Origin of the sequence: Cryobacterium algoricola (assembly GCF_004402485.1) — a bacterium.
GTDB classification, from domain to species: Bacteria; Actinomycetota; Actinomycetes; order Actinomycetales; family Microbacteriaceae; genus Cryobacterium; species Cryobacterium algoricola.
The window spans coordinates 50645-72932 of the sequence record NZ_SOFG01000019.1; the positions used below are offsets into that span (position 1 = coordinate 50645).

Here is a 22288-nt window from a genome sequence, read left to right on the forward strand (position 1 = left end):
CTGTCGTGAATGATCGGGCCCTGTCGGGGGCCACGGGAATCAGCGTGCCGCACCCCTCGCCGGGCAGCGTGTCCCAGATTGGGACAGCGGGTGTCCTATCGCTTCCGGTCCGCGTGCCGCATGCTTGTACGATCCACGAAGGAGTGAATATGCAGGAGTCTGCCGACAGGCGTTCCGCCATCAAGCTTGCTCGCGACACGTTCCTGCGCTCCGGGCGCACCGAAACCCGGGCGGTGCCCGACATCGTCGCGGCGTCCTGGCTGCGGTCCTTTTCGGCGGGAGTGGACGCATCCACTGCCCAGGCGATCTATCACAATGACCTCGACGTGACGGGCAGGCTGGTGCGCTGCTCGGAGACCGCCATCGCCCGGCTCGGCGACGAGATGGCCGAGATGCCGCTCAGCATCGTGCTCACCGACCACAAGGCCCGCATCCTGTGGCGCTCGGAGCGGGACCGCGGGATCGGCAGGCTCCTTGACGGCGTCTCCCTGGCCCCCGGGTTCAACTATGCGGAGGATTCCGTCGGCACGAACGGGATCGGTACCGTGCTCGAGTCCGGCCGGCCGCTGTACATCGTCGGCCCGGAGCACTTCCACGAGCAGCTGCAGCCCTTCGCGTGCGCGGGGAGCCCGATCCGGGATCCCCTGACCAATCGTGTCGAAGGCGTCCTCGACATCACCTGCCTGAGCGAATATGCCAGCCCGCTGATGCATTCGCTCGTTCGTTCAGCGGCGCACGAGATCGAGCAGAATCTCCTCGTGGACCGCAGCCAGTGCCAGCAGGCGCTGTTCGAGGCGTTCGTCCGGGTGGATGCCCGCACCCACGCCGCCGTGATGGCGATCGGCGGGACGATGGTGATGGGCAATGCGGCGGCCCAGGGCCTGTTCGAACCCGGCGAGCAGTGGGCCATCCACGAGCACGCCCGCTACCTGATGACGAGCCGGGGAGGGCCTGCCGACCGGATCGAGCTCCCGTCCGGGCGACATGTGCACCTCCGCGGGACCCGGGTCGTCGTGGGGGCCGACGTCGCCGGAATCGTCGTCGTGGTCAGTCTCGTCGAGGCCGGCTCAGCCGTTCCGATGTCGCAGGCACCGGTTCTCGCGCCCGCACTCCAGGCCGGAGCGGGAACGGCCATGGGACCGGAAACGGGCGCGGAGATGAGGGCGGCGGCCCCGGTCGTCGCCGAACAGCCGACGCGGTTCGGCGACGGCAGGTCCCTGCTCTGGAAGCGTGCCTGCGCGGGCATCTCCGAGGCGCTCGTCGCCGCGGAGCCGCTCCTCGTCATCGGGGAATCGGGCTGCGGGAAACGGTCGCTCGTCGCCGATCTCTTCGAACGGGTCGTTGCTGGGGGCCGGACGAGGGAATTCGCCGCCGAAGACCTCGGAGACCTCCACGCCGAAGAAGCCGCTCGTGCCGCGGTCACCGAACGGACGCTTTATATCGTCTCGAACATCAACCGGCTCGACGCCGAGGGTGTCGCGGTGTTCGACTCGTTCCTCGCCGCGCTCGCCGGGAGCGGACGGCCCGTATCCGTCGCCGCGACGGTTTCGGACGCAGACCTCGACTCCGACCTGCCGTTCCGTGCCGTCCTCTCTCATTTCGAGAAGGCTGTCACTGTCGCGCCGCTCCGCCACCGCACCGAAGACATCGCCCTGCTCGTCACGCACCTCCTGCGCGGCTCGCCGGGGCAACGCGGCCCGGGAGTGAGCACCGCGGCGATGCGGGTCCTGTCCCGCTATGACTGGCCGCGGAACATCCGTCAGCTCGAAGAGGCGCTCGCTTTCGCCAGGCTCAAGCGCCCGGTCGGCGAGATCCAGCCGGAGGACCTGCCCGGGTACTGCCACAGCGGGGCTCAGCGGCAGCTGTCGACTCTCGAAGCGGGGGAGCGCGACCTGATCGTGACGGCCCTGCACGACGCGGAGGGCAACCGTGCGCGCACAGCGGCGATGCTCGGGATCGCCCGCTCCTCGCTCTACCGCAAGCTCAAGAGCTTCGGGATCACTGCGGCCTGAGCTGTGGCCGGTCGCTCGGTGCCGACCTGTCCCGTTCGTGCCGAAAGCCGCCGGTGGAACGGGGACTCTCGGTCGAAATGGTGATTCTCAGGCGTCGGGTGGGCGGATGCTGCCGGGCTACTTCGTGCTGCCGATGACCGGTGCCCACACGGCCTGGGCTCCGGTGTCGCCGACGATGACGACAGAGACGACGGAGCCGACGGCGCTGACGGCGACCGCGACCGCGAGGACAACGGTCAGGACGGTGCGGATGGCGGGGGTGGCAATCCGCGCGGCGTACTTCTGTCCCGGCCCGAAATAGCGGAACCACACCCACTGGGCCGCCGCGACGAGGAAGAGTCCGAAGATCCAGAACCGCACGCTTCCGCCGATGGCGACGTGCGCTCCGCTCAGTGCGGTCGGCGTGATCACCTCGGCGAGGGCCTCACCGGCCTCCACGGTCAGGATGGTCGCCCCGAGCGCGACGAACGCGAGCAGCGGCGTCACGATGCCGAGCCGGCGCCTGGCCGTCGGCCAGACCAGGGTCAGGATCGTGCAGAGGGCGGCGAGGGGGATCAGGATCACGCTCGCGTGCACGAGAAGGGGGTGCAGGGGAAGCCCGGCGATCACCCAGTTCATGCCGTAGCCATCCGCTGGATAGACGCTGAGTCGATGTGCCGTGGTTCTCTGATGATCGTGCCCTTCCCGAGTGTGGACGAAGCCAGCCTATCGGCCGGGCGGGTCCCGTCGATCAGCGGGACTGGCGGCGTCCCTTGGGCTTCGGCGCTCCCTTGACCGCGGGCGCCCGGCCCTGGCCCTTGGAGGCCTTGGCCTTGCCGCCTGCTTTCGCCGGCTTCTGCGGGGCGGCTGCCGCAGTGGGCTTCCGCACCACGGGGCGCGCGACCTCGAGCAGCTCGAGTCCGGCGCTCGTCAGGGTGGGCACGTCGTCGACGGTGACGAACAGTTCGCCGCCCACCTCCTCCTCGAGCTTGCGGATGGAGATCAGCAGGGTGGCGCGGGTCATGTTGAGGGTCTTCGCCGCGGCACCCCAGTTGGTGGCTTCGGCGGTCGTGACGAAACGCCGGAGCAGGGTGGTGTCCACAAGAAAGCCCTTCGAACTGCCACCGTGCCGGTCACGGGGCAGTAACAGGCTACGCGGTGCCGGGAGAACAGGCGCAATGAGAACATGGAGCAATGACCGCAACGCTCGTGGCCAAGGGCCTCTCCGGCGGGTACGCGCACCGTACCCTTTTCGATTCGCTCGACCTCACCGTCGCGCCCGGCGACGTTGTCGGGGTGGTCGGGGTCAACGGTTCGGGCAAGTCGACGCTGCTCCGGCTGCTCTCCGGCCGGCTCGCCCCGCAGGCAGGCACCGTCAGTCTCTCCCCGGCGGATGCGTTCGTCGGCTGGCTGCCGCAGGAACCGGACCGCAGGCCGGGCGAATCGATCGCGGACTACATCGCCCGGCGTACCGGTTGCGCCGACGCGAGCCGTGACCTCGATGCCGCCGCCGCCCTGCTCGCCGGCGAGGCGCCCGCTGGGGCGTCCGGGGGCGACGACCGTGACCCCGGCGACGTCTACTCCGCTGCCCTCGACCGCTGGCTCGCGAGCGGTGCCGCCGACCTCGACGAACGGATGCCCGCCCAGCTCGCCGACCTCGGCCTCAGCCTCGCGGCCGACGCGGCGATGACGTCCCTCTCGGGCGGGCAGGCCGCCCGGGTGGGCCTCGCCGCCCTGCTGCTCAGCCGCTTCGACGTCGTGCTGCTCGACGAACCCACCAACGACCTCGACCTCGACGGCCTCGAACGGCTCGAGGCCTTCGTGCACGGGCTGCGGGGCGGGGTGGTGCTCGTCAGCCACGACCGGGAGTTCCTGGCCCGCTGCGTCACCCGCGTGCTCGAACTCGACCTCGCCCAGGGCGCCAACCGGGTCTTCGGCGGCGGCTACGATTCCTACCTCGAGGAGCGCGAGACCGACCGGCGGCACAAGCGCGAACACTACGAGGAGTTCGCAGAGAAGAAGGCCGACCTCGTGGGCCGGGCCCGCGTGCAGCGGGAGTGGTCGAGCCAGGGCGTCCGCAACGCGATGAAGAAGTCCCCGGACAACGACAAGATCCGGCGGAAGGCATCCGCTGAATCGAGCGAGAAGCAGGCGCAGAAGGTGCGGCAGATGGAGAGCCGGATCAAGCGCCTCGACGAGGTCGAGGAACCGCGCAAGGAATGGCAGCTCGACTTCACGATCGGCGAGGCGCCGCGGTCGGGAGCTGTCGTCGCGACCCTCAACGAGGCGGTGTTCAGCCGGGGCGGGTTCACTCTCGGGCCGGTGTCGCTCCAGGTCAACGCGGGGGAACGGATCGGCATCACCGGGCCGAACGGGGCGGGCAAGACGACCCTGCTCGGCGCCCTTCTCGGGCGCCTCGTTCCGGACAGCGGCACCGCGAGCCTCGGGTCGAGCGTGCGGATCGGCGAGATCGACCAGGCCAGGTCGCTGCTGCTCGGGCCCCGGCCGCTCGCCGAGGGCTTCGAGGAGCTCGTGCCCGACCTGTCGACCGCGGAGGTGCGCACCCTGCTCGCCAAGTTCGGGCTCAAGGCGGACCACGTCACCCGGCCGGCCGGTGAGCTGTCGCCGGGGGAGCGCACCCGTGCGGCCCTCGCCCTGCTCCAGGCCCGCGGCGTCAACCTGCTCGTGCTGGACGAGCCGACCAACCACCTCGACCTCGCCGCGATCGAACAGCTCGAGCAGGCCCTCGAGGGCTACGAGGGCACGCTGCTCCTGGTCACCCACGACCGGCGGATGCTCGCCACGGTCCACACGGACCGGCACTGGTCGGTCACCGCGGGCCACGTCACGGAGTCCTGACCGCCCGCGCTCCCCGCATCCGCCCGCCCCGCCCGCACGTCGCCGCACGCCAGCGAGAGCGCACTTGTGGCCCTTAAACCCGGTGCTTAAGGGCACTTTTCGCGCTCTCGCGGGTGGGTGGGCGAGCGGATGCGCGGGCGGGGGTTGGTGAGGGGGCGCGAGCGTGGTTGGGTGGGCGGGTGACCACTCTGCCGATGTTTCCGCTGGGATCTGTGCTCTTCCCGCACATGCCGCTGCACCTGCGCGTCTTCGAGCAGCGCTACCTGATCATGATGGCGCGGGTGCTCGACGCCGACGCCGCGGTCTTCGGCGTGGTGCTGATCGAGCGCGGCCAGGAGGTCGGCGGCGGCGAGCACCGGTTCGGGATCGGGACGGTGGCCAGGATCACGCAGCTCGAGGCCCCCGAGGGGTTCGTCGGCGTCGTAGCGCAGGGCGAGCGGCGCATCGAGGTGCTCGAGTGGCTCGACGACGACCCGCACCCGCAGGCGAGCGTCCGCGAGCTCGCCGAACTCGAGTGGGACGACGAACTGTTCCCGCTGCGGGAACGGGCCGAACGGGTCGTGCGCCGGGCCCTCGCGCTCGCGAGCGAATTCACCGAACAGCCCTGGGCTCCCGACGTCGAACTCTCCGGAGACCCGGCCGTCGCGGCCTGGCAACTCGCGGCGATCGCACCGGTCGGACCGCTCGACCAGGTCGAGCTGCTGCGGTCGGAGTCGATGGAGGCCCTGCTCACCCGAGTGATCGAGGTCACCGAGGCGGCCACAGACTCCTTCGGCGCCTGACCGGCCCGCAACCGAGGCCGGTCGGGCAGGCCGGAGCCGGTCGCTGGGGGACTCCGGCTGCTAAGCTGCTCGCGAAGCGGTTGTGCCCTGACGGGTGTGCCGTCCAACTGAATACCGGGCCGACATGGCCGATGCGGGAGAGTCCGGCGCCTCGGCGGCCGGACACCGAAGGAGCAATCCTCCCCGACAATCTCTCAGGTACTCGTACCGCATCGGACTGGCCACTCTGAAAAGTAGTCGCAGCACAGTGCGGCTCGCCCATGGTGAAAGTCACGTCCCGACCAGGACGCGGCGAAGCTCTCAGGCCTGACGACAGAGGGGGAGTTCCCACGGGGTCTTTCGACCCCGAGAATCTCGCTCGGCCGCGGCCGACCTGCCTGGAGAACTCATGACCCCGGAACTGACCGAACGGTATTCCCCGCTGCACCAGGCGCACGTCGATGCCGGAGCCAGCTTCACCGACTTCGCCGGCTGGCAGATGCCGGTGCGCTACTCGAGCGATCTCGCCGAGCACCACGCGGTGCGCACCGCGGCCGGTCTGTTCGACCTCTCCCACATGGCCGAGATCCGGGTGAGCGGGGCGGATGCCGCGGCCTACCTCGACTACGCCCTCGCCGGAAAGCTCTCCGCGATCGCCCTCTTCCAGGCGAAGTACAGCCTGATCCTCAACGCGGCCGGCGGCATCGTCGACGACGTGGTCGTCTACCGCACCGGAGAGACCGAGTTCCTGGTGATCGCCAACGCCGGCAACCACTACCCGGCGCTCGAGGCCCTCACCAAGCGCGCGGCCCGCTTCGACGTGACCGTCACCGACGAGAGCGACGACACCGCCCTCATCGCCGTGCAGGGCCCGAACTCCCTCGCCATCCTGCAGGCGACCGTCGGTCTCACGGCCACGGACGACCTCGCCGCCCTGCGCTACTACCGGGCGATGACGGGCACCTTCGGCGAGGTCCCCGTGCTGATCGCCCGCACCGGGTACACCGGGGAGGACGGCTTCGAACTGTACGTGCCCGTCGCCGAGGCGCTCGCACTCTGGAACGCCCTCACCGTTGCCGGCGCGGGCCACGGCCTCGTGCCCGCCGGCCTCGCGAGCCGCGACACCCTGCGCCTCGAGGCCGGGATGCCGCTCTACGGCCACGAGCTGAGCGTCGCGACCTACCCGGCCCAGGCCGGACTCGGCCGGGTCGTCAACCTCGCCAAGGAGACCGACTTCATCGGCCGCGCCGCGAGTGAAGAGGGTCCGCAGGCGGGGTCCGCCGTGCTCGTCGGCCTCGTGTCCGCGGGCAAGCGTGCCGGCCGCGCCTCCTACGACGTCTACCGCACCGCTGACGCGCACACCCCGGAGGGCATGATCACGAGCGGCGCCCTCTCCCCGACCCTGGGGCATCCGGTCATGATGGCGTACGTCTCGCCGTCGATCGCCCGGCTCGGCACCGAGGTCTTCGTCGACGTGCGCGGCACGCGGATCCCGGCGACCGTGACCGCGCTCCCGTTCTACTCCCGCAAGCCCTGATCCCTGAGGCCCTGACCCCGCGGGCATCCGCCCAGCTCGCTCCCGCCGGCGAATCACGCCGGCATCCCACACCAGACGCACTGCCCGTTGTTCCGCCGAAAGGACACCCCATGACCGACCAGACCACCCTCAAGTACACCGCTGAACACGAGTGGGTGCTCCTCGAGGGCGACACCGCGACCGTCGGCATCACGGCATACGCGGCCGAGAAGCTCGGTGACGTCGTCTTCGTCGAACTGCCCGCCGTCGGCACGGGCGTCATCGCCGGCTCGATCGTCGGAGAGATCGAATCCACCAAGTCGGTCGGCGAGCTCTTCGCGCCGGTCACAGGCACGGTCACGGCCACCAACGACGGCGTCGTCGACAGCCCCGAGCTCGTCAACAGCGACCCATTCGGAGAGGGCTGGCTGATCAAGGTCACCTTCCTCGAGCTGCCGCCCCTCCTCACCCACGCCGAATACTCCGCCCTCACCGGCGAGTAGACCCACCGGAAGCAGGCAGCGCCAGATGACCAAGCACCTCAGCCCCACTCTGACCCCCCAGGCCGCGTCCCAGGCCGCCGAACGGCCGTTCACCGAACGGCACATCGGCACGGATGCCGCGGCGCAGGCGACGATGCTCGCCCGCCTCGGCTACGACTCCGTCGACGCCCTCGTGGCCGCTGCCGTTCCCGCCTCGATCCACGTCGACGCGTTCCGGTCGGAGTCGGACACCCTGCTTCCGCCCGCCGCGAGCGAGCGCGAGGCGCTCGCCGAACTGCGCGCCCTCGCCGGCCGCAACACCGTGCAGCGCTCGATGATCGGACTCGGCTACTACGACACGATCACGCCCGCCGTGATCAAGCGCAACGTACTCGAGAACCCGAGCTGGTACACGGCGTACACCCCGTACCAGCCCGAGATCTCCCAGGGTCGGCTCGAGGCGCTGATCAACTTCCAGACGATGATCGCCGACCTGACCGGCCTGCACACCGCGAACGCGTCGATGCTCGACGAGTCGACCGCCGTCGTCGAGGGCATGCTCCTCGCCCGCCGCGGCTCCAAATCGCCGTCGCACCGGTTCCTCGTCGATGCGGATGCCCTCCCGCAGACCAAGGCGCTGCTCGCGAACCGGGCCGCCGCGCTCGGAATCGAACTCGTGGAAACCGACTTCGGCACGCTCGGCGCCGACGCCGAACCCTCCGAACCCACCGAGGTCGACGCCGAGGCCTCCACCGGGCTCGGCGACTACTTCGGAGTCTTCGTGCAATACCCCGGCGCGACCGGCCGGGTCTGGAATCCCACCGCCGTCATCGAGGCCGCGCACGCCCAGGGCGCCCTCGCCGTCGTCGCCGCCGACCTGCTCGCGCTCACCCTGATCATGTCGCCCGGTGAACTCGGCGCCGACGTCGCCGTCGGCACGAGCCAGCGCTTCGGCGTGCCGATGGGCTTCGGCGGTCCGCACGCCGGCTACCTCGCCGTGCGCAAGGGCCTCGAACGCCAGATGCCCGGCCGTCTCGTCGGCGTGAGCGTCGACGCCGCCGGCCACCCCGCCTACCGCCTGTCGCTCCAGGTGCGCGAGCAGCACATCCGCCGGGACAAGGCGACCTCGAACATCTGCACCGCCCAGGTGCTCCTCGCCGTGATGGCGGGCATGTACGCCGTCTACCACGGGCCGGACGGGCTCCGCCAGATCGCCCGCGGGGTGCACGAGAACGCGGGCAGGCTCGTCGCCGCCCTCCGCGCCGCCGACGTGACGGTGCTGAATGCCACCTTCTTCGACACCGTGCGCGTCTCGGTGCCGTCCCGGGCCGCCGAGATCGTCGCCCGCGCCTCGGGCGCTGGCGTCAATCTCTACCAGGTCGACTGCGACACGATCGGCATCAGTGTCGACGAGACCACCACCCCGAGCGACCTCACCGCCGTGCTCGGCGCGTTCGGCGGCACGGATGCGTTCGGACACGTCGACCTCGAGACATCCGTCACTGGGCTCCCCGACGAGCTCGCCCGCACGACGAGCTACCTCGAGCACCCGGTCTTCAATACGCACCGCTCCGAGACGAGCATGATGCGCTACCTCAAGCGCCTCGCGGACTACGACTACGCGCTCGACCGCGGCATGATCCCGCTCGGATCCTGCACCATGAAGCTCAACGCGGCGACCGAGATGGAGGCCGTCAGCTGGCCCGAGTTCAGTGGCATCCACCCCTTCGCGCCGCGCGACGACGTCGACGGGTACCTCGAACTCATCCGGCAGCTCGAGACCTGGCTGACGGATGTCACGGGGTACGACTCCGTGTCGCTCCAGCCGAACGCCGGGAGCCAGGGCGAACTGTCCGGGTTGCTCGCGATCCGCGGCTATCACCTGGCCAACGGAAACGCCGAACGCACCGTCTGCCTGATCCCGTCGAGCGCGCACGGCACGAACGCGGCCTCCGCCGTGCTCGCCGGCATGAAGGTCGTCGTCGTGGCCTGCGACGAGCTCGGCAACGTCGACCTCGACGACCTGCGCGCGAAGATCGCCGAACACTCCGACACCCTCGCCGCGCTCATGATCACGTACCCCTCGACCCACGGCGTCTACGAGCACGAGGTCGGCACCATCTGCGAGGCCGTGCACGCGGCCGGCGGCCAGGTCTACGTCGACGGCGCCAACCTCAACGCCCTGCTCGGCTTCGCCCGGTATGGCGACTTCGGCGGCGACGTGTCGCACCTTAACCTGCACAAGACGTTCTGCATCCCGCACGGCGGCGGCGGACCCGGCGTCGGCCCCGTCGCGGCCAAGGCGCACCTCGCACCGTTCCTGCCCGGGCATCCACTCGCCCAGGACGAGGAACACTACCTGCGCGGCGCCGACGGCAGTGCCGGCACCGTCGTGCACGGCGGCGGCCCCGTCTCGGCCGCACCATACGGGAGCCCGGGCATCCTGCCGATCTCCTGGGCCTACGTGCGCATGATGGGTGCGGCCGGCCTCAAGCAGGCCACCGGCGCCGCCGTGCTCGCGGCGAACTACGTCGCGAAGGGGCTCGAGGGCGCTTACCCGCTGCTCTACTCCGGGGAGAACGGGCTCGTCGCCCACGAGTGCATCCTCGACCTGCGGCCGCTGACCGCGGCGACGGGCGTGACCGTCGACGACGTCGCCAAGCGACTCGTCGACTACGGCTTCCACGCGCCGACGATGAGCTTCCCGGTCTCGGGCACGCTCATGGTCGAACCGACCGAGAGCGAGGACCTCGGCGAGATCGACCGCTTCATCGAGGCCATGATCGCGATCAAGGCCGAAGCGGATGCCGTCGCGGCCGGAGTCTGGCCGGCCGACGACAACCCCCTGCACAATGCGCCGCACACGGCGCAGTCCGTGATCGAGGGGGAGTGGGAGCACTCGTACGACCGCGCCACTGCCGTCTACCCGCTGCGCAGCCTGATCCGCGGCAAGTACTGGCCGCCGGTCCGCCGCATCGACAACGCCTTTGGAGACCGGAACCTGGTCTGCGCCTGCCCGCCCCCCGAGGCCTTCGCCGACTAGCAGCATCCGCTGAGCCCTGACGCGCCCGCAGCCCAGCCACAGCCCGGCCGCGAGAGCGCACTTTTGGCCCTTAAACCCCCGGTTTAAGGGCCAAAAGTGTACTCTCGCGGAAGGAAACCGGCGGTTCTGCGGACGAGGCGAGACGGGGACCGGCGCGGGGACGGGACGGGCGCGGGCGCGGGGAGCGCGCGGGTCAGGTGGCGGGGGCCAGGAGCGCTGGCCACCAGGCGACAGCTAGGGGGTAGCCGACGAAGGAGACCACGTCGAGGATCGTGTGCGCCACGACGAGCGGCGCCGTGCGGCCCCAGCGGGTGTAGCACCAGCCGAAGACGACGCCCATGGCGGCGTTGCCGATGAACGGTCCGATGCCCTGGTAGAGGTGGTAGCTGCCGCGGAGCAGCGCGGATGCCGAGATGATCGTCCAGGTCGACCAGCCGAGCTCCTTGAGCCGGATGAAGAGGTACCCGACGACGATGAGCTCCTCACTCAAGGCGGCGCGAACCGCGGAGAACAGCAGGATCGGGATCGTCCACCAGAACGTGTCGATGGGGGAGGCGACGACCGCGACCGTGATCCCGAGCGCCCGCCCGGCGAGATAGAGGCCGAGGCCGGGGATGCCGATGGCGAGGACGAGCACAACACCGGCCGTGACGTCGCGCCCCGGCCGGGTCAGGTCGAAGCCGAGCCGGCGGAAACTGCTCGACCCGGGCCGCCAGAGCAGGTAGAGCACGAGGGCGACGGCGAAGAGCTCGAAGAAGATGCCGAGGAACTGGTAGGTGAAGTCGAGCCATTCCCGGGTCGACTGCGAGCCGTTGATGGTCGTCGACTGGTTACCGAGCGGGGTCGTGTCGGTCAGGCGGGCGATGATCGACACGATCGAATACACGGCGGATGCCCCGAGCGACAAACCGAGGACGATGACGATTTCCCAGGCCAGTCGCGTCCGGTTCACGCCCCGGCTCCCTCGGGGAGCGTGCCGGAAGAATCCAGGCCGGTAGAATCCGTGCCAGAAGAATTCATGGCCCCGCCCGTGCCGCCGGTGTTCATGCCGCCCGCTGTCACTCGGCCGGCTTCATCCGGCAGGCCGGGGTCCCGCCGGGCAGGCGGTGCCGGTTGCGGGCCACCACCCGGTAGCCGGCCTCAGCGGCCCACGACCACGGTGGCACGGTGCCGAGCCAGCCGAGGAACCGCAGGCCCGGAGCCGGCTGGTGCCGGAGCAGGGCGGCCACTGCGGCGGCACCGCCGAACCGTGTTCCAGCGGAGTCGACGAGCCAGACCCGGGAGTGGGCATCCGTTTCGGTGAGCCCGTAGGCGGAGAGATCGGTCCACTGGTAGGGCGAAGCGTCCGGCATCACAGGCAGCAGGCGACTCATCCACCCGACGGCCGTCGTGCAGAAGGCACAGTCGCCGTCGAAGACCAGCAGTGACGCGCGCGCACGGGTAGCAGCATCCATACCCCTATCCTCGCATCGATGAAAGGGCGGCGTGGCTGCGCGCATTCTTCGCGCGGCCACGCGAGTTTCGGCGAAAGATTCCCTATTTGCGCAACGAATTTGCGCAAGATGTTTCGTCGAGGTAACGATTCCATCCGCGATTGTGCTTTTGGCTCAATGAATACTTAGGGTCAGAAGTATCTGAGGCGTCTTCGCGGTCCCGAATCGCGCGGCGTTTCCCTGCGCACTGGAGGAAAATTGAAAATCAGGAGACTGGGCATTCCCATCGCTCTGGCCACAGCGGGAGCGCTCATGCTCTCCGGCTGCGCCAGCGGCTCGACGACACCGGCGAAGACGGGTGATACGGCTGCGATCATCTCGACCAACGGTTCAGAACCGCAGAAGCCGTTGATCACCACGAACACCACCGAAACCGGTGGCGGCAAGATCATGACGTCGATCTACGCCGGACTGGTGTCCTACGACGCCAAGGGCGAGGGCAAGAACGAGGTCGCCAAGTCGATCTCCGCCGACGACGCACAGCACTGGACCGTCACGCTCAACACCGGCTGGAAGTTCACCAACGGCGAGGCCGTCACGTCCAAGTCGTTCGTCGACGCCTGGAACTACGGCGCCAAGTTCAGCAACGCCCAGAGCGCGTCGTACTTCTTCGACGACATCGAAGGCTTCAGCTACGACGCAGACACCGAGCTCACCGGACTCAAGGTCGTCGACGATTCGACCTTCACCGTGACGCTCGCGTCTCCGGAGGCCGACTGGCCGCTGCGCCTCGGCTACACGGCCTTCATGCCGCTGCCGTCCGTCGCGTTCACCGACATGGCAGCATTCGGTGAGAACCCGATCGGCAACGGCCCGTACATGCTGGCCAAGACCGGCGCGTGGGAGCACAACGTCAAGATCGACCTCAAGACGAACCCCGACTACAAGGGCGTGCGCACCCCCGCCAACGGCGGACTGAGCATCGTCTTCTACTCCTCCCTCGACTCGGCATACGCCGACGCCCAGGGTGGAAACCTCGACGTGCTCGACGCCGTCCCCGACTCCGCGTTCGCGACCTACCAGACGGACTTCCCCGAGCGTTTCGTGAACCAGCCCGCCGCGATCTTCCAGGCATTCAACATGCCGTACTACCTCGAACACTGGAGTGGCGAAGAGGGCAAGCTGCGTCGCGCGGCCATCTCGATGGCCATCGACCGCAAGGAAATCACGGACGTCATCTTCCAGGGCACCCGTACCCCGGCGACCGACTTCACTTCCCCGGTCATCGCGGGCTACTCCGACGCCCTCAAGGGTGCCGACGTGCTCAAGTTCAACAAGGAACAGGCCGTCAAGGACTGGGCGGCCGCTGACGCGATCTCCCCGTACACCGGCACGTTCGACATCGCGTACAACTCCGACGGCGGACACGCCGGCTGGGTAGACGCCGTTGCCAACAGCATCAAGAACACCCTCGGCATCAACGCAGTCGGCAAGCCGTACGCGACCTTCAAGGCCGCTCTGGCGGACCGCAAGGCGAAGGCGCTGACCGGCGGAACCCGTGCCGGCTGGCAGGGCGACTACCCCTCGATGTACAACTTCCTCGCGCCGTTGTACCAGACCGGTGCCGGCTCGAACTACGAGATGTACGCCAGCACCGAGTTCGACACCCTCCTCAAGGAAGGCGCAGCGGCCAAGTCCGTCGACGACGCCACCGCGAAGTACCAGGCAGCACAGGAGGTCCTGCTCAAGGACCTCCCGTCCATCCCGCTCTGGTACTCCAACGTGACCGGTATCTGGTCCGACAAGGTCCAGAACGTCGTCTTCGGCTGGGATTCCGTGCCGCTGTACAACGAAATCACCAAGGGCTAGTTCCCCCGCTCAACCCGAAAAAATAGAACCCAGTTTCATGCGAAGCGATGTCCGGGGCACTCAGTCCCGGACATCGCTCGCTAGACTCGACCAGTGATTGCGATTCTCATGACCGTTCGTTCCAGTGCGGGAACCTGATGCTCTGGTACACCGGCAAACGCCTGCTCCAGATGATCCCGGTATTCTTCGGCGCTACCTTCCTCATCTACTTCATGGTCTTCTCCCTCCCCGGAGATCCCATTGCTGCCCTCTTCGGTGATCGGCAACCCGCGCCAGGCGTGATCGAACAGCTCCGTGTCCAGTACCACCTGGACCAGCCCTTCATCGTGCAGTACTTCATCTACATCGGCGGCTTCTTCCACGGGGACCTCGGCACCACGTACTCCGGTCGCGCCGTTTCCGACGTGATGGCCGCCGCCTTCCCGATCACCGCCCGGCTCGCGCTTCTCGCGCTGTTCTTCGAGTCCGTCGCCGGTATCCTCGTCGGCCTCGTCGCGGGTCTCCGCAAGGGCAAGCTCTTCGACGCGAGCGCCCTCGTCGTGAGCCTGCTGCTGATCAGCGTGCCGACCTTCGTGATCGGGTTCATCCTGCAGTACGTCTTCGCGGTCAAGCTCGGCTGGGCGCGTACGACGGTCAGCAGTGAGGCCCCGCTCTCCGAACTGATCCTGCCGGCCATCGTGCTCGCATCCGTCTCGTTCGCCTACATCGTGCGGCTCACCCGGGCGAGCGTCTCTGAGAACCTCGGCGCCGACTTCGTGCGCACGGCCACGGCGAAGGGCCTGTCACGCCGACGGGTCGTCACCGTGCACGTGTTGCGGAACTCGCTCGTCCCCGTCGTCACATTCCTCGGCGTCGACCTCGGCTCGCTCATGGTCGGCGCGATCGTGACAGAGGGCATCTTCAATATCAACGGTGTGGGTGGCACCGTCTACAAGGCGATCAAACTCGGCGAAGGACCGACCGTGGTGTCGTTCATCGCCGTCATGGTCGTGATCTTCGTGCTGGCGAACCTGCTCGTCGACCTGCTGTACGCAGCCCTGGACCCGAGGATTCGTTATGCCAAGTAATCGTCAGACGCAGCCGCACTTCGTCGCTGCGCTCGAAGACACCCCCATCGCCGCGATCGATCGCCTCGACGAGACCGAGAAGGCGCGCAGCACCTGGGCGGATGCCTGGGAGTCGCTGCGCGGCAAGCCCAGCTTCTGGATCGCCTCCGCGCTGATCCTGCTGATCGTGATCGTGGCCCTGTTCCCCGGCATCTTCACCCAGGTGCCGCCGGACCAGAATTGCCTGCTCGCCAACAGCAACAAGGGACCGGAAGAAGGGCACCTGCTCGGCTTCACCCGGCAGGGCTGTGACGTGTACTCGCGGATGATCCACGGCACCCAGGCATCCGTCACGGTCGGCCTGCTCGCGACCATGATCGTCACCCTCTTCGGCCTCGTCGTGGGAGCCCTCGCCGGCTACTACGGCGGTTTCTTCGACGCGATCGTCTCCCGGATCGGTGACATCTTCTTCGCCGTCCCGACCGTGCTCGGCGCAATCGTGCTGATGTCGGTCCTCCCGGAGCGCACGCCGGTCACGATCGCGCTGGTGCTCTCGATCTTCGCCTGGCCGCAAATCGCCAGGATCATGCGCGGTTCGGTGCTCTCGGCCCGGAACTCGGATTACGTCACGGCGTCGATCGCCCTCGGCGTCTCGAAGTTCCGCATCCTCGTGCGCCACGTCGTGCCCAACGCGATCGCCCCCGTGATCGTGATCGCCACGGTCTCCCTCGGCACGTTCATCGTCGCGGAGGCGACGCTGTCGTTCCTCGGCATCGGTCTGCCCCCGCAGATCATGTCCTGGGGCAATGACATCAACTCGGCCCAGTCGTCGATCCGAACGAACCCCCAGGTACTGATCTACCCCGCCATCGCCCTGTCCCTGACCGTGCTCGCCTTCCTCATGCTCGGCGACGCCGTGCGCGACGCACTCGACCCCGAATCGAGGGCACGCCGATGAGCCAGACCGTGATCGAACCCGTGAGCACCGCTGTCCGGGACGAGAATTCCCCGCTCCTCGAGATCCGCGATCTCGAGGTCGGCTTCCAGACCCAGCACGGTGTCGTTCCCGCCGTGCGCGGCGTCAACCTCACCCTGTATCCCGGCCAGACCCTCGCGATCGTCGGCGAGTCCGGGTCGGGCAAGACCACGACGGCGCAGGCGATCATCAACCTGCTCGCCAACACCGGCACGGTCACCGCCGGCCAGATCCTGTTCGAGGGGCGCGACCTCACGACCCTCAAGCCCAAGGAAATGCAGGATGTCCGCGGGCGCCTGATCGGCTATGTCCCGCAGGACCCGATGTCGAACCTCAACCCGGTCTGGAACATCGGCTTCCAGGTCGAAGAGGCCATCCGGGCCAACGGCGGCGCCATGAGCAGGAAGGCCGCGAAACTGCGCACCATCGAGGTGCTCAAGGAGGCGGGCCTCAGCGACGCTGAGGACCGGCTCAAGCAGTTCCCGCACCAGTTCTCCGGCGGCATGCGGCAGCGAGTTCTGATCGGGATCGGCCTCTCGGCCCGTCCGAAGCTGCTGATCGCCGACGAGCCGACCTCCGCGCTCGACGTCACGGTGCAGCGCCAGATCCTCGACCACCTCGCCACGCTCACGCGCGACTACGGCACCTCGGTGCTGTTCATCACGCACGACCTCGGTCTCGCGGCCGAGCGCGCGGAACAGCTCGTCGTGATGTACAAGGGCAAGGTCGTCGAGTCCGGTCCCTCGCAGGAGATCCTGGCCAACCCGCAGCATCCGTACACGCAGCGCCTTGTCGCCGCTGCACCGAGCCTCGCATCGCGGCGCATCCAGTCGGCCAAGCACTCCGTCGCGGTCGACACGGATGTTTCCGCAGCGGGCGCGAACGACCAGGTTCTGGTGAACCGTGCGATCGAGCGGGAGCAGGCCGCACCGGCCAAGGACCTGATCTCGGTCCAGGGCATCTCGAAGATGTACCGCATCCGCACCAAGGGCTTCAAGTACAACGAACTGCTCGCGGTCAACGACGTGTCCTTCGGCATCAAGAAGGGCACGACGACCGCGCTCGTCGGCGAGTCCGGCTCCGGCAAGTCCACGGTCGCCAAGCTCATCCTGCAGCTCGAGTCCATCACGAGCGGGCAGATCGAGTTCGATGGCCAGGACGTCGCCGGGCTCAAGGGCGCGGACCTGCTGAAGTTCCGCCGCCGCGTGCAGCCGGTCTTCCAGGACCCGTACGGCTCCCTCGACCCGCAGTACAACGTCGGCAACACCATCGCCGAGCCGCTGCTCGCCCACAAGGTCGGAACGGCCAAGGAACGTCAGGCCCGGGTGCGGGAGCTCCTCGACCAGGTCTCGCTGCCGTGGGCGTCCCGGCACCGCTACCCGAGTGAACTCTCGGGCGGCCAGCGCCAGCGCATCGCGATCGCTCGGGCGCTCGCGCTCAAGCCGGACGTTCTCGTGCTCGACGAGGCGGTCTCCGCCCTCGACGTGCTCGTGCAGGGCCAGGTGCTCAACCTCCTGACCGAGCTGCAGACGGAACTCGACCTGACCTACCTGTTCATCACCCACGACCTCGCCGTCGTCCGCCTCGTTGCGGACAACGTCTGCGTCATGCAGCAGGGCCGGATCGTCGAGGCCGCGACGACGGACGAGGTCTTCGACAACCCCCGCCAGTCGTACACGCAGGAGTTGCTCGCCGCGATCCCGGGCGGCAACTTCGAGTTCGGGCGCTAAACAGCACCGGCTTCATCGTCAGTCAGCGGGGCGGGGACTTCGGTCCCCGCCCCCTTTTCGGCGTTCCAGCGGATGCCCGGATCACCGGGTACCGGCCGCGACACGGCTCCCAGCCTCCCGGCAGGAAGAGTGCGGTAGGATTATCCGTTGGGTCGGACCTTGACCACATACATCCATTCTTCGCCGCATCCGTTTGTCCGCGGCATCATTCTTCGTAAGGATTCACTTCATGGCGATTGCCACGCGCAATAACCTCCGAAATGTCGCAATCGTCGCCCACGTCGACCACGGCAAGACCACGCTGGTTGACGCGATGCTCCAGCAGACCAACTCGTTCTCCGACCACTCGCACGTGGACGAGCGCGCGATGGACTCGAACGAGCTCGAGCGCGAAAAGGGCATCACCATCCTCGCCAAGAACACGGCGATCTCGTACAAGGGCATCCACGCCACCGACGGCCCCATCACGATCAACGTGATCGACACCCCCGGCCACGCCGACTTCGGTGGCGAGGTCGAGCGCGGCCTGTCCATGGTCGACGGTGTCGTTCTCCTCGTCGACGCGAGCGAGGGCCCGCTGCCGCAGACCCGTTTCGTGCTGCGCAAGGCGCTCGAGGCCCACCTGCCCGTGATCCTCCTGGTCAACAAGACCGACCGTCCCGACGCGCGTATCGAAGAGGTCGTCGCGGAGAGCCAGGACCTGCTCATCGGTCTCGCGAGCGACATGGCCGACACGCACCCCGACCTCGACCTCGACGCCATCCTCGACGTCCCCGTCGTCTACGCGTCCGGCCGTAACGGCGCCGCGAGCCGCAACCAGCCCGAGAACGGCCAGCTGCCCGACAACGCCGACCTCGAGCCGCTCTTCGAAGCGATCCTCGAGCACATCCCGGCCCCCGTCTACGACGACGAGCACCCGCTGCAGGCCCACGTCACCAACCTCGACGCCTCGCCTTTCCTCGGCCGCCTCGCGCTGCTGCGCGTTTTCCACGGCACGATCCGCAAGGGTCAGACCGTCGCCTGGATCAAGCACGACGGTTCGGTCCACAACGTGCGCGTCACCGAGCTCCTGATCACCAAGGCGCTCGACCGCTACCCGACCGAGAGCGCCGGCCCCGGCGACATCGTCGCCGTCGCCGGCTTCGAGGACATCACCATCGGTGAGACCCTCGCAGACCCCGACGACCCCCGCGCGCTGCCGACCATCACGGTCGACGAGCCCGCCATCTCGATGACGATCGGCACCAACACCTCGCCCATCATGGGCAAGGTCAAGGGCCACAAGCTCACCGCCCGCATGGTCAAGGACCGTCTCGACCGCGAACTTGTCGGTAACGTCTCCCTCAAGGTCGTCGACATCGGACGCCCGGACGCCTGGGAGGTCCAGGGTCGTGGCGAACTCGCCCTCGCCATCCTCGTCGAGCAGATGCGTCGTGAAGGCTTCGAGCTCACCGTCGGCAAGCCACAGGTCGTCGTGCACCGCGTCGACGGCAAGATCCACGAGCCGTACGAACACCTCACCATCGACTCGCCCGAAGAGTACCTCGGCGCGATCACGCAGCTCCTCGCCGCTCGCAAGGGTCGCATGGAGAACATGGCGAACCACGGCACCGGCTGGGTCCGGATGGAATTCATCGTTCCGTCGCGCGGCCTGATCGGCTTCCGCACCCAGTTCCTCACCGACACCCGCGGTACCGGTATCGCCAACGCGATCTTCCACGGCTACGAGGCCTGGGCCGGCCCGATCGTCACCCGTAACAACGGCTCGATCGTCGCCGACCGTAACGGTGTCGTCACGCCGTTCGCGATCATCGCCCTGCAGGAGCGGATGTCCTTCTTCGTCAACCCGACCGAAGAGGTCTACGAAGGCATGGTCATCGGCGAGAACTCGCGCGCCGACGACATGGACGTCAACATCACCAAGGAAAAGAAACTGACCAACATGCGTCAGTCCACCTCCGACACGTTCGAGTCGATGACGCCGTCGCGTCAGCTGACGCTCGAGGAGTGCCTCGAGTTCGCCCGTGAAGACGAGTGCGTCGAGGTGACCCCCGCGATCGTGCGGATCCGCAAGGTCGAACTCGCGGCATCCGCTCGCGCACGCAACGTCTCGCGCATCAAGAAGCAGGACGCCAACTAGTCCCAGCTTGTCGGCGGCGCCGGCGGTTACGCTCTGATACATCAGGGCGGCACTGCCGGCGCCGCTTTTTGTCCCCCGACACTGAGGAAATGAAGAAGATGACGACATCCCTGCTCCACGTCCGAGTCCTGGCGACGATCGCGCTCACCCTGGTCGGCGGCACGCTGCTGACCGGATGCACCGCCGACGCGGCTCAGAACGCCGTCAACGGGGCCGTGCAGGGCGCGACCAACGGCGACGTGAGCCTCGGCGGCGCACTCCCGTCCGGCTGGCCGGCCGAGGTGCCGGTCGTCGAAGGCAAGATCCTGTTCGCCGCGGTCCAGAAGGGCGACAAGCCGGGCTGGACCGTGACCGTGAAGGCGAGCGCCGCCGATCCCATCGCCGAGGCCACCAGCAGCCTGACCGCGGCCGGTTTCGTGGCCGGCGGCAACGTGTCCGCGACGGTCGGCTCAGCCGGTCTGGTCTCGATGAAGAACGACCACTACGCCGTGGTCGTCGCCGGAGGACCCGACGGCCTGCTGTACACGGTCACCCCGGTCTCCTGACCTGACCGCTCGTCCCGTCAGGGGGCGACGTCGATGAGGACCTTGCCCACCACTCCGGCCTCGACGGCGGCGTGCGCGTCGGCCGTGCGCTCGAGCGGGAAGCGGTGCAGGGGCAGGCCTGCCTCGACGCCGACGCGGAGAGCGCCGTCATCGATGGCGGCGCCGATGTCGGCCGCCGCGGCGTCCAGCAGATCCTGGCCGAGCGTGTAGAGCAACTGGAACTGGTACCGCACGTTGAGGGTCATCTGGGCGCGGATGTCGAGCGTGAGCGGCTCGCCCGTCGTCGCATAGACCGCGATCGAGCCACGGGTGCGGATCACGGCCGCGTTGAGCGCCGCGTTCTGCGCGGGAGCGACCTCGACGACGAGGTCGACGCCGTCGGGCGCCAGTGCGCGGATGGCGCGGGCGGCATCCGTGTCTCGGTAGTTCACGATGTGGTGCGCGCCGGCGGCGGATGCGAGTGCACCCTTCTCCGCGCCGCTGACGGTGGTGATGACGGTCGCCCCCGCCCAGCGGGCGAGCTCGATGGCCGCGTGGCCGACCGCACCCGCCCCGCCGGCCACCAGGACCACCCGGCCGGCGAGAGCACCGGGGGAGAGGCGACGGGGACCGTCCTCCGCGACGGTGAGCGCGCGGTGGGCGGTCATCGCGGGAACGCCGAGGGTCGCACCGAGGTCGAAGCTCGCCGAGTCCGGCAGCGGGTACACCCGCTCGGCGGGGAGCACGGTGTAGTCCTGGGCGGTGCCGCCCGAGGCGAGGCCGTACGCGGCGATGGCCGTCCAGACCCGGTCGCCGACGTCCAGGCGCTCGACGCCCGCGCCGACTGCGTCGACGATGCCTGCGCCGTCCTGGTTCGGCACGACCTCCGGGAACGCAAGCGCCTCGCCGGGCCTGCTGCCCGCGCGGGACTTCCAGTCGGTGGGGTTCACGCCCGAGACGAGGATGCGCACGCGCACCTCGCCGGGGCCGGGCTGCGGCAGGTCGCGTTCGACGAGCCGGAGGACGTCGGGGGTGCCGGTTGCGCTGTAGACGATTGCTCTCATGCTCTGTCCAACGTTCCGGCGACGGAAAAGGTTCCCGCAGTTGCGCGGAATGGGTGGAACTCGGTCAGCGGCCCAGGAAGAACTCGGCGAGCAGCGGGGCCAGTACGGTCTGGTCGACGTCGTGATCCTGGCCGGGAACGGTCAGCACACTGCCGTCGGCGACGGAGGACGCCACCGCCTCGGCTGCACGGGCCGCCCAGGCGGGGCTCCGGCCGCCCGCGAGTGCCAGCGTCGGCGCCGTGATCGCGGCCAGGCGACCCACCGGGGGCACGCCGTCGGCCGTGAGGGCGAGTTCGTGCGGCAGGGTGGGGGCGAGGTGGACGAGCCCCGGCCAGAACGGGGCGGACGTGATGAAGCCAACGGCCGCGTCGTCCATCCCGGTGATGCGGAGGAAGAGCGTCGCCGCGGTGGCCGGGTCTCCCGCGTCGAGGGCGGCCTGGAGGCCGAGGTCGTCCGCCGGTGCCGGGTGCTCCGGGTCGGCGGTGTACGGAGGCTCGTAGACCGCGAGCCGGGTGACGTGCACGCCGGCCGCGGCGGCCTCGATCGCCAGGATCGCTCCGGACGAGTGGCCGTACACTCCGGCCGCGCCCCCGGCAACGGCGACGAGGGCCGCGAGGTCCTCGATCTCGCGTTCGACGGCGTAGGGGTGCGTCTCGGGGCTGTCGCCCTTGCCCCGCCGGTCGTAGGTGAACACGGTGAAATGCTCGGCGAGCAGCGTGACGAGAGGGTACGGGGAGGACCGGGTGTTGAAGGCCCCGCCGATGACGATGACGGGGTCCCCGGAACCGGCTCTCTCGAAGGCGATCTGCGTTCCATCGGCTGACCGGACGAATTCGGGCATCTGGCTCTCCTCG

At 68.7% G+C, this 22288-nt stretch carries 18 protein-coding genes and 2 riboswitches; of the genes, 12 read left to right on the forward strand and 6 right to left on the reverse strand.

Features of this window, described 5'->3' with window-relative positions; genetic code table 11:
- The first annotated feature begins 149 nt into the window (after nucleotides 1–149).
- Nucleotides 150–2012: a sigma-54-dependent Fis family transcriptional regulator gene (locus tag E3O44_RS14675; protein WP_134535526.1), complete on the forward strand. Its 1863-nt coding sequence runs from the start codon at nucleotides 150–152 to the stop codon at nucleotides 2010–2012.
- 117 nt (nucleotides 2013–2129) lie between these two features.
- Here E3O44_RS14675 and E3O44_RS14680 read toward each other — a convergent pair whose 3' ends face one another.
- Nucleotides 2130–2630, reverse strand: coding sequence for a DUF2231 domain-containing protein (locus E3O44_RS14680; protein ID WP_134535527.1), 501 nt, complete (start codon nucleotides 2628–2630; stop codon nucleotides 2130–2132).
- Between the two features lie 112 nt (nucleotides 2631–2742).
- The gene (locus E3O44_RS14685) at nucleotides 2743–3093 is read right to left on the reverse strand and encodes a LysR family transcriptional regulator (RefSeq protein WP_134535528.1); all 351 of its coding nucleotides are present in this window, start codon (nucleotides 3091–3093) and stop codon (nucleotides 2743–2745) included.
- A 92-nt stretch (nucleotides 3094–3185) separates the two neighbouring features.
- On the opposite strand from E3O44_RS14685, the gene E3O44_RS14690 reads away from it, so the two are divergent.
- The 5 genes from E3O44_RS14690 to gcvP all read left to right on the forward strand — a co-directional run bounded on the left by E3O44_RS14690 (nucleotide 3186) and on the right by gcvP (nucleotide 10652).
- Nucleotides 3186–4850 (forward strand): ABC-F family ATP-binding cassette domain-containing protein, encoded by a 1665-nt coding sequence (locus tag E3O44_RS14690; RefSeq protein ID WP_134535529.1) that lies wholly within the window; start codon nucleotides 3186–3188, stop codon nucleotides 4848–4850.
- A gap of 194 nt (nucleotides 4851–5044) precedes the next feature.
- Nucleotides 5045–5632, forward strand: coding sequence for an LON peptidase substrate-binding domain-containing protein (locus E3O44_RS14695; RefSeq protein WP_166792674.1), 588 nt, complete (start codon nucleotides 5045–5047; stop codon nucleotides 5630–5632).
- A gap of 124 nt (nucleotides 5633–5756) precedes the next feature.
- Nucleotides 5757–5852: riboswitch (glycine riboswitch) on the forward strand.
- A 1-nt stretch (nucleotide 5853) separates the two neighbouring features.
- Nucleotides 5854–5955: riboswitch (glycine riboswitch) on the forward strand.
- Nucleotides 5956–6020: 65 nt separating this feature from the next.
- Nucleotides 6021–7148, forward strand: a complete 1128-nt coding sequence (gene gcvT, locus E3O44_RS14700; protein ID WP_134535531.1) for a glycine cleavage system aminomethyltransferase GcvT — start codon at nucleotides 6021–6023, stop codon at nucleotides 7146–7148.
- Between the two features lie 110 nt (nucleotides 7149–7258).
- Nucleotides 7259–7630 (forward strand): glycine cleavage system protein GcvH, encoded by a 372-nt coding sequence (gcvH, locus tag E3O44_RS14705; protein ID WP_134535532.1) that lies wholly within the window; start codon nucleotides 7259–7261, stop codon nucleotides 7628–7630.
- A 133-nt stretch (nucleotides 7631–7763) separates the two neighbouring features.
- On the forward strand, nucleotides 7764–10652 hold the full coding sequence (gcvP, locus tag E3O44_RS14710; protein ID WP_241976358.1) for an aminomethyl-transferring glycine dehydrogenase: 2889 nt from the start codon (nucleotides 7764–7766) through the stop codon (nucleotides 10650–10652).
- A gap of 193 nt (nucleotides 10653–10845) precedes the next feature.
- Here gcvP and E3O44_RS14715 read toward each other — a convergent pair whose 3' ends face one another.
- Together E3O44_RS14715 and E3O44_RS14720 are read right to left on the reverse strand one after the other, a co-directional pair.
- A complete protein-coding gene (locus E3O44_RS14715) occupies nucleotides 10846–11604 on the reverse strand; it encodes a CPBP family intramembrane glutamic endopeptidase (RefSeq protein ID WP_134535534.1) in 759 nt (252 codons plus the stop codon).
- A gap of 106 nt (nucleotides 11605–11710) precedes the next feature.
- Nucleotides 11711–12106 (reverse strand): thiol-disulfide oxidoreductase DCC family protein, encoded by a 396-nt coding sequence (locus tag E3O44_RS14720; protein ID WP_134535535.1) that lies wholly within the window; start codon nucleotides 12104–12106, stop codon nucleotides 11711–11713.
- A 237-nt stretch (nucleotides 12107–12343) separates the two neighbouring features.
- Here E3O44_RS14720 and E3O44_RS14725 point away from each other — a divergent pair, with 237 nt between their 5' ends.
- The 6 genes from E3O44_RS14725 to E3O44_RS14750 all read left to right on the forward strand — a co-directional run bounded on the left by E3O44_RS14725 (nucleotide 12344) and on the right by E3O44_RS14750 (nucleotide 20391).
- The gene (locus tag E3O44_RS14725) at nucleotides 12344–13954 is read left to right on the forward strand and encodes a peptide ABC transporter substrate-binding protein (RefSeq protein WP_134535536.1); all 1611 of its coding nucleotides are present in this window, start codon (nucleotides 12344–12346) and stop codon (nucleotides 13952–13954) included.
- A gap of 137 nt (nucleotides 13955–14091) precedes the next feature.
- On the forward strand, nucleotides 14092–15021 hold the full coding sequence (locus tag E3O44_RS14730; RefSeq protein WP_134535537.1) for an ABC transporter permease: 930 nt from the start codon (nucleotides 14092–14094) through the stop codon (nucleotides 15019–15021).
- Complete coding sequence (locus E3O44_RS14735; protein WP_134535538.1) at nucleotides 15011–15958, forward strand: ABC transporter permease; 948 nt, start codon at nucleotides 15011–15013, stop codon at nucleotides 15956–15958. Before E3O44_RS14730 ends, E3O44_RS14735 begins: the two co-directional genes overlap by 11 nt.
- A complete protein-coding gene (locus E3O44_RS14740; RefSeq protein WP_134535539.1) occupies nucleotides 15955–17706 on the forward strand; it encodes a dipeptide ABC transporter ATP-binding protein in 1752 nt (583 codons plus the stop codon). The genes E3O44_RS14735 and E3O44_RS14740 overlap by 4 nt, the downstream gene beginning before the upstream one ends.
- A 229-nt stretch (nucleotides 17707–17935) precedes the next feature.
- Entirely contained in the window at nucleotides 17936–19846 is a 1911-nt protein-coding gene (gene typA / locus E3O44_RS14745; RefSeq protein WP_134535540.1) for a translational GTPase TypA, read from the forward strand.
- 89 nt (nucleotides 19847–19935) lie between these two features.
- The gene (locus E3O44_RS14750) at nucleotides 19936–20391 is read left to right on the forward strand and encodes a hypothetical protein (protein ID WP_134535541.1); all 456 of its coding nucleotides are present in this window, start codon (nucleotides 19936–19938) and stop codon (nucleotides 20389–20391) included.
- 17 nt (nucleotides 20392–20408) lie between these two features.
- On the opposite strand, the gene E3O44_RS14755 is transcribed toward E3O44_RS14750, so the two are convergent.
- Together E3O44_RS14755 and E3O44_RS14760 are read right to left on the reverse strand one after the other, a co-directional pair.
- On the reverse strand, nucleotides 20409–21434 hold the full coding sequence (locus E3O44_RS14755; RefSeq protein ID WP_134535542.1) for an NADPH:quinone reductase: 1026 nt from the start codon (nucleotides 21432–21434) through the stop codon (nucleotides 20409–20411).
- Nucleotides 21435–21498: 64 nt separating this feature from the next.
- Nucleotides 21499–22275, reverse strand: a complete 777-nt coding sequence (locus E3O44_RS14760) for an alpha/beta fold hydrolase (RefSeq protein WP_134535543.1) — start codon at nucleotides 22273–22275, stop codon at nucleotides 21499–21501.
- Between the last annotated feature and the right edge of the window lie 13 nt (nucleotides 22276–22288).

Bases quoted from the DNA above. Each gene is read 5' to 3' on its own strand.
- E3O44_RS14675 (WP_134535526.1), top strand. From the start codon at position 150: ATGCAGGAGTCTGCCGACAGGCGTTCCGCCATCAAGCTTGCTCGCGAC.
- E3O44_RS14720 (WP_134535535.1), bottom strand. From the start codon at position 12,106: ATGGATGCTGCTACCCGTGCGCGCGCGTCACTGCTGGTCTTCGACGGC.
- E3O44_RS14755 (WP_134535542.1), bottom strand. From the start codon at position 21,434: ATGAGAGCAATCGTCTACAGCGCAACCGGCACCCCCGACGTCCTCCGG.
- E3O44_RS14750 (WP_134535541.1), top strand. From the start codon at position 19,936: ATGAAGAAGATGACGACATCCCTGCTCCACGTCCGAGTCCTGGCGACG.
- E3O44_RS14695 (WP_166792674.1), top strand. From the start codon at position 5,045: ATGTTTCCGCTGGGATCTGTGCTCTTCCCGCACATGCCGCTGCACCTG.
- E3O44_RS14735 (WP_134535538.1), top strand. From the start codon at position 15,011: ATGCCAAGTAATCGTCAGACGCAGCCGCACTTCGTCGCTGCGCTCGAA.
- gcvH (WP_134535532.1), top strand. From the start codon at position 7,259: ATGACCGACCAGACCACCCTCAAGTACACCGCTGAACACGAGTGGGTG.
- E3O44_RS14740 (WP_134535539.1), top strand. From the start codon at position 15,955: ATGAGCCAGACCGTGATCGAACCCGTGAGCACCGCTGTCCGGGACGAG.
- E3O44_RS14730 (WP_134535537.1), top strand. From the start codon at position 14,092: ATGCTCTGGTACACCGGCAAACGCCTGCTCCAGATGATCCCGGTATTC.
- E3O44_RS14760 (WP_134535543.1), bottom strand. From the start codon at position 22,275: ATGCCCGAATTCGTCCGGTCAGCCGATGGAACGCAGATCGCCTTCGAG.
- E3O44_RS14680 (WP_134535527.1), bottom strand. From the start codon at position 2,630: ATGAACTGGGTGATCGCCGGGCTTCCCCTGCACCCCCTTCTCGTGCAC.
- gcvT (WP_134535531.1), top strand. From the start codon at position 6,021: ATGACCCCGGAACTGACCGAACGGTATTCCCCGCTGCACCAGGCGCAC.
- typA (WP_134535540.1), top strand. From the start codon at position 17,936: ATGGCGATTGCCACGCGCAATAACCTCCGAAATGTCGCAATCGTCGCC.
- gcvP (WP_241976358.1), top strand. From the start codon at position 7,764: ATGCTCGCCCGCCTCGGCTACGACTCCGTCGACGCCCTCGTGGCCGCT.
- E3O44_RS14690 (WP_134535529.1), top strand. From the start codon at position 3,186: ATGACCGCAACGCTCGTGGCCAAGGGCCTCTCCGGCGGGTACGCGCAC.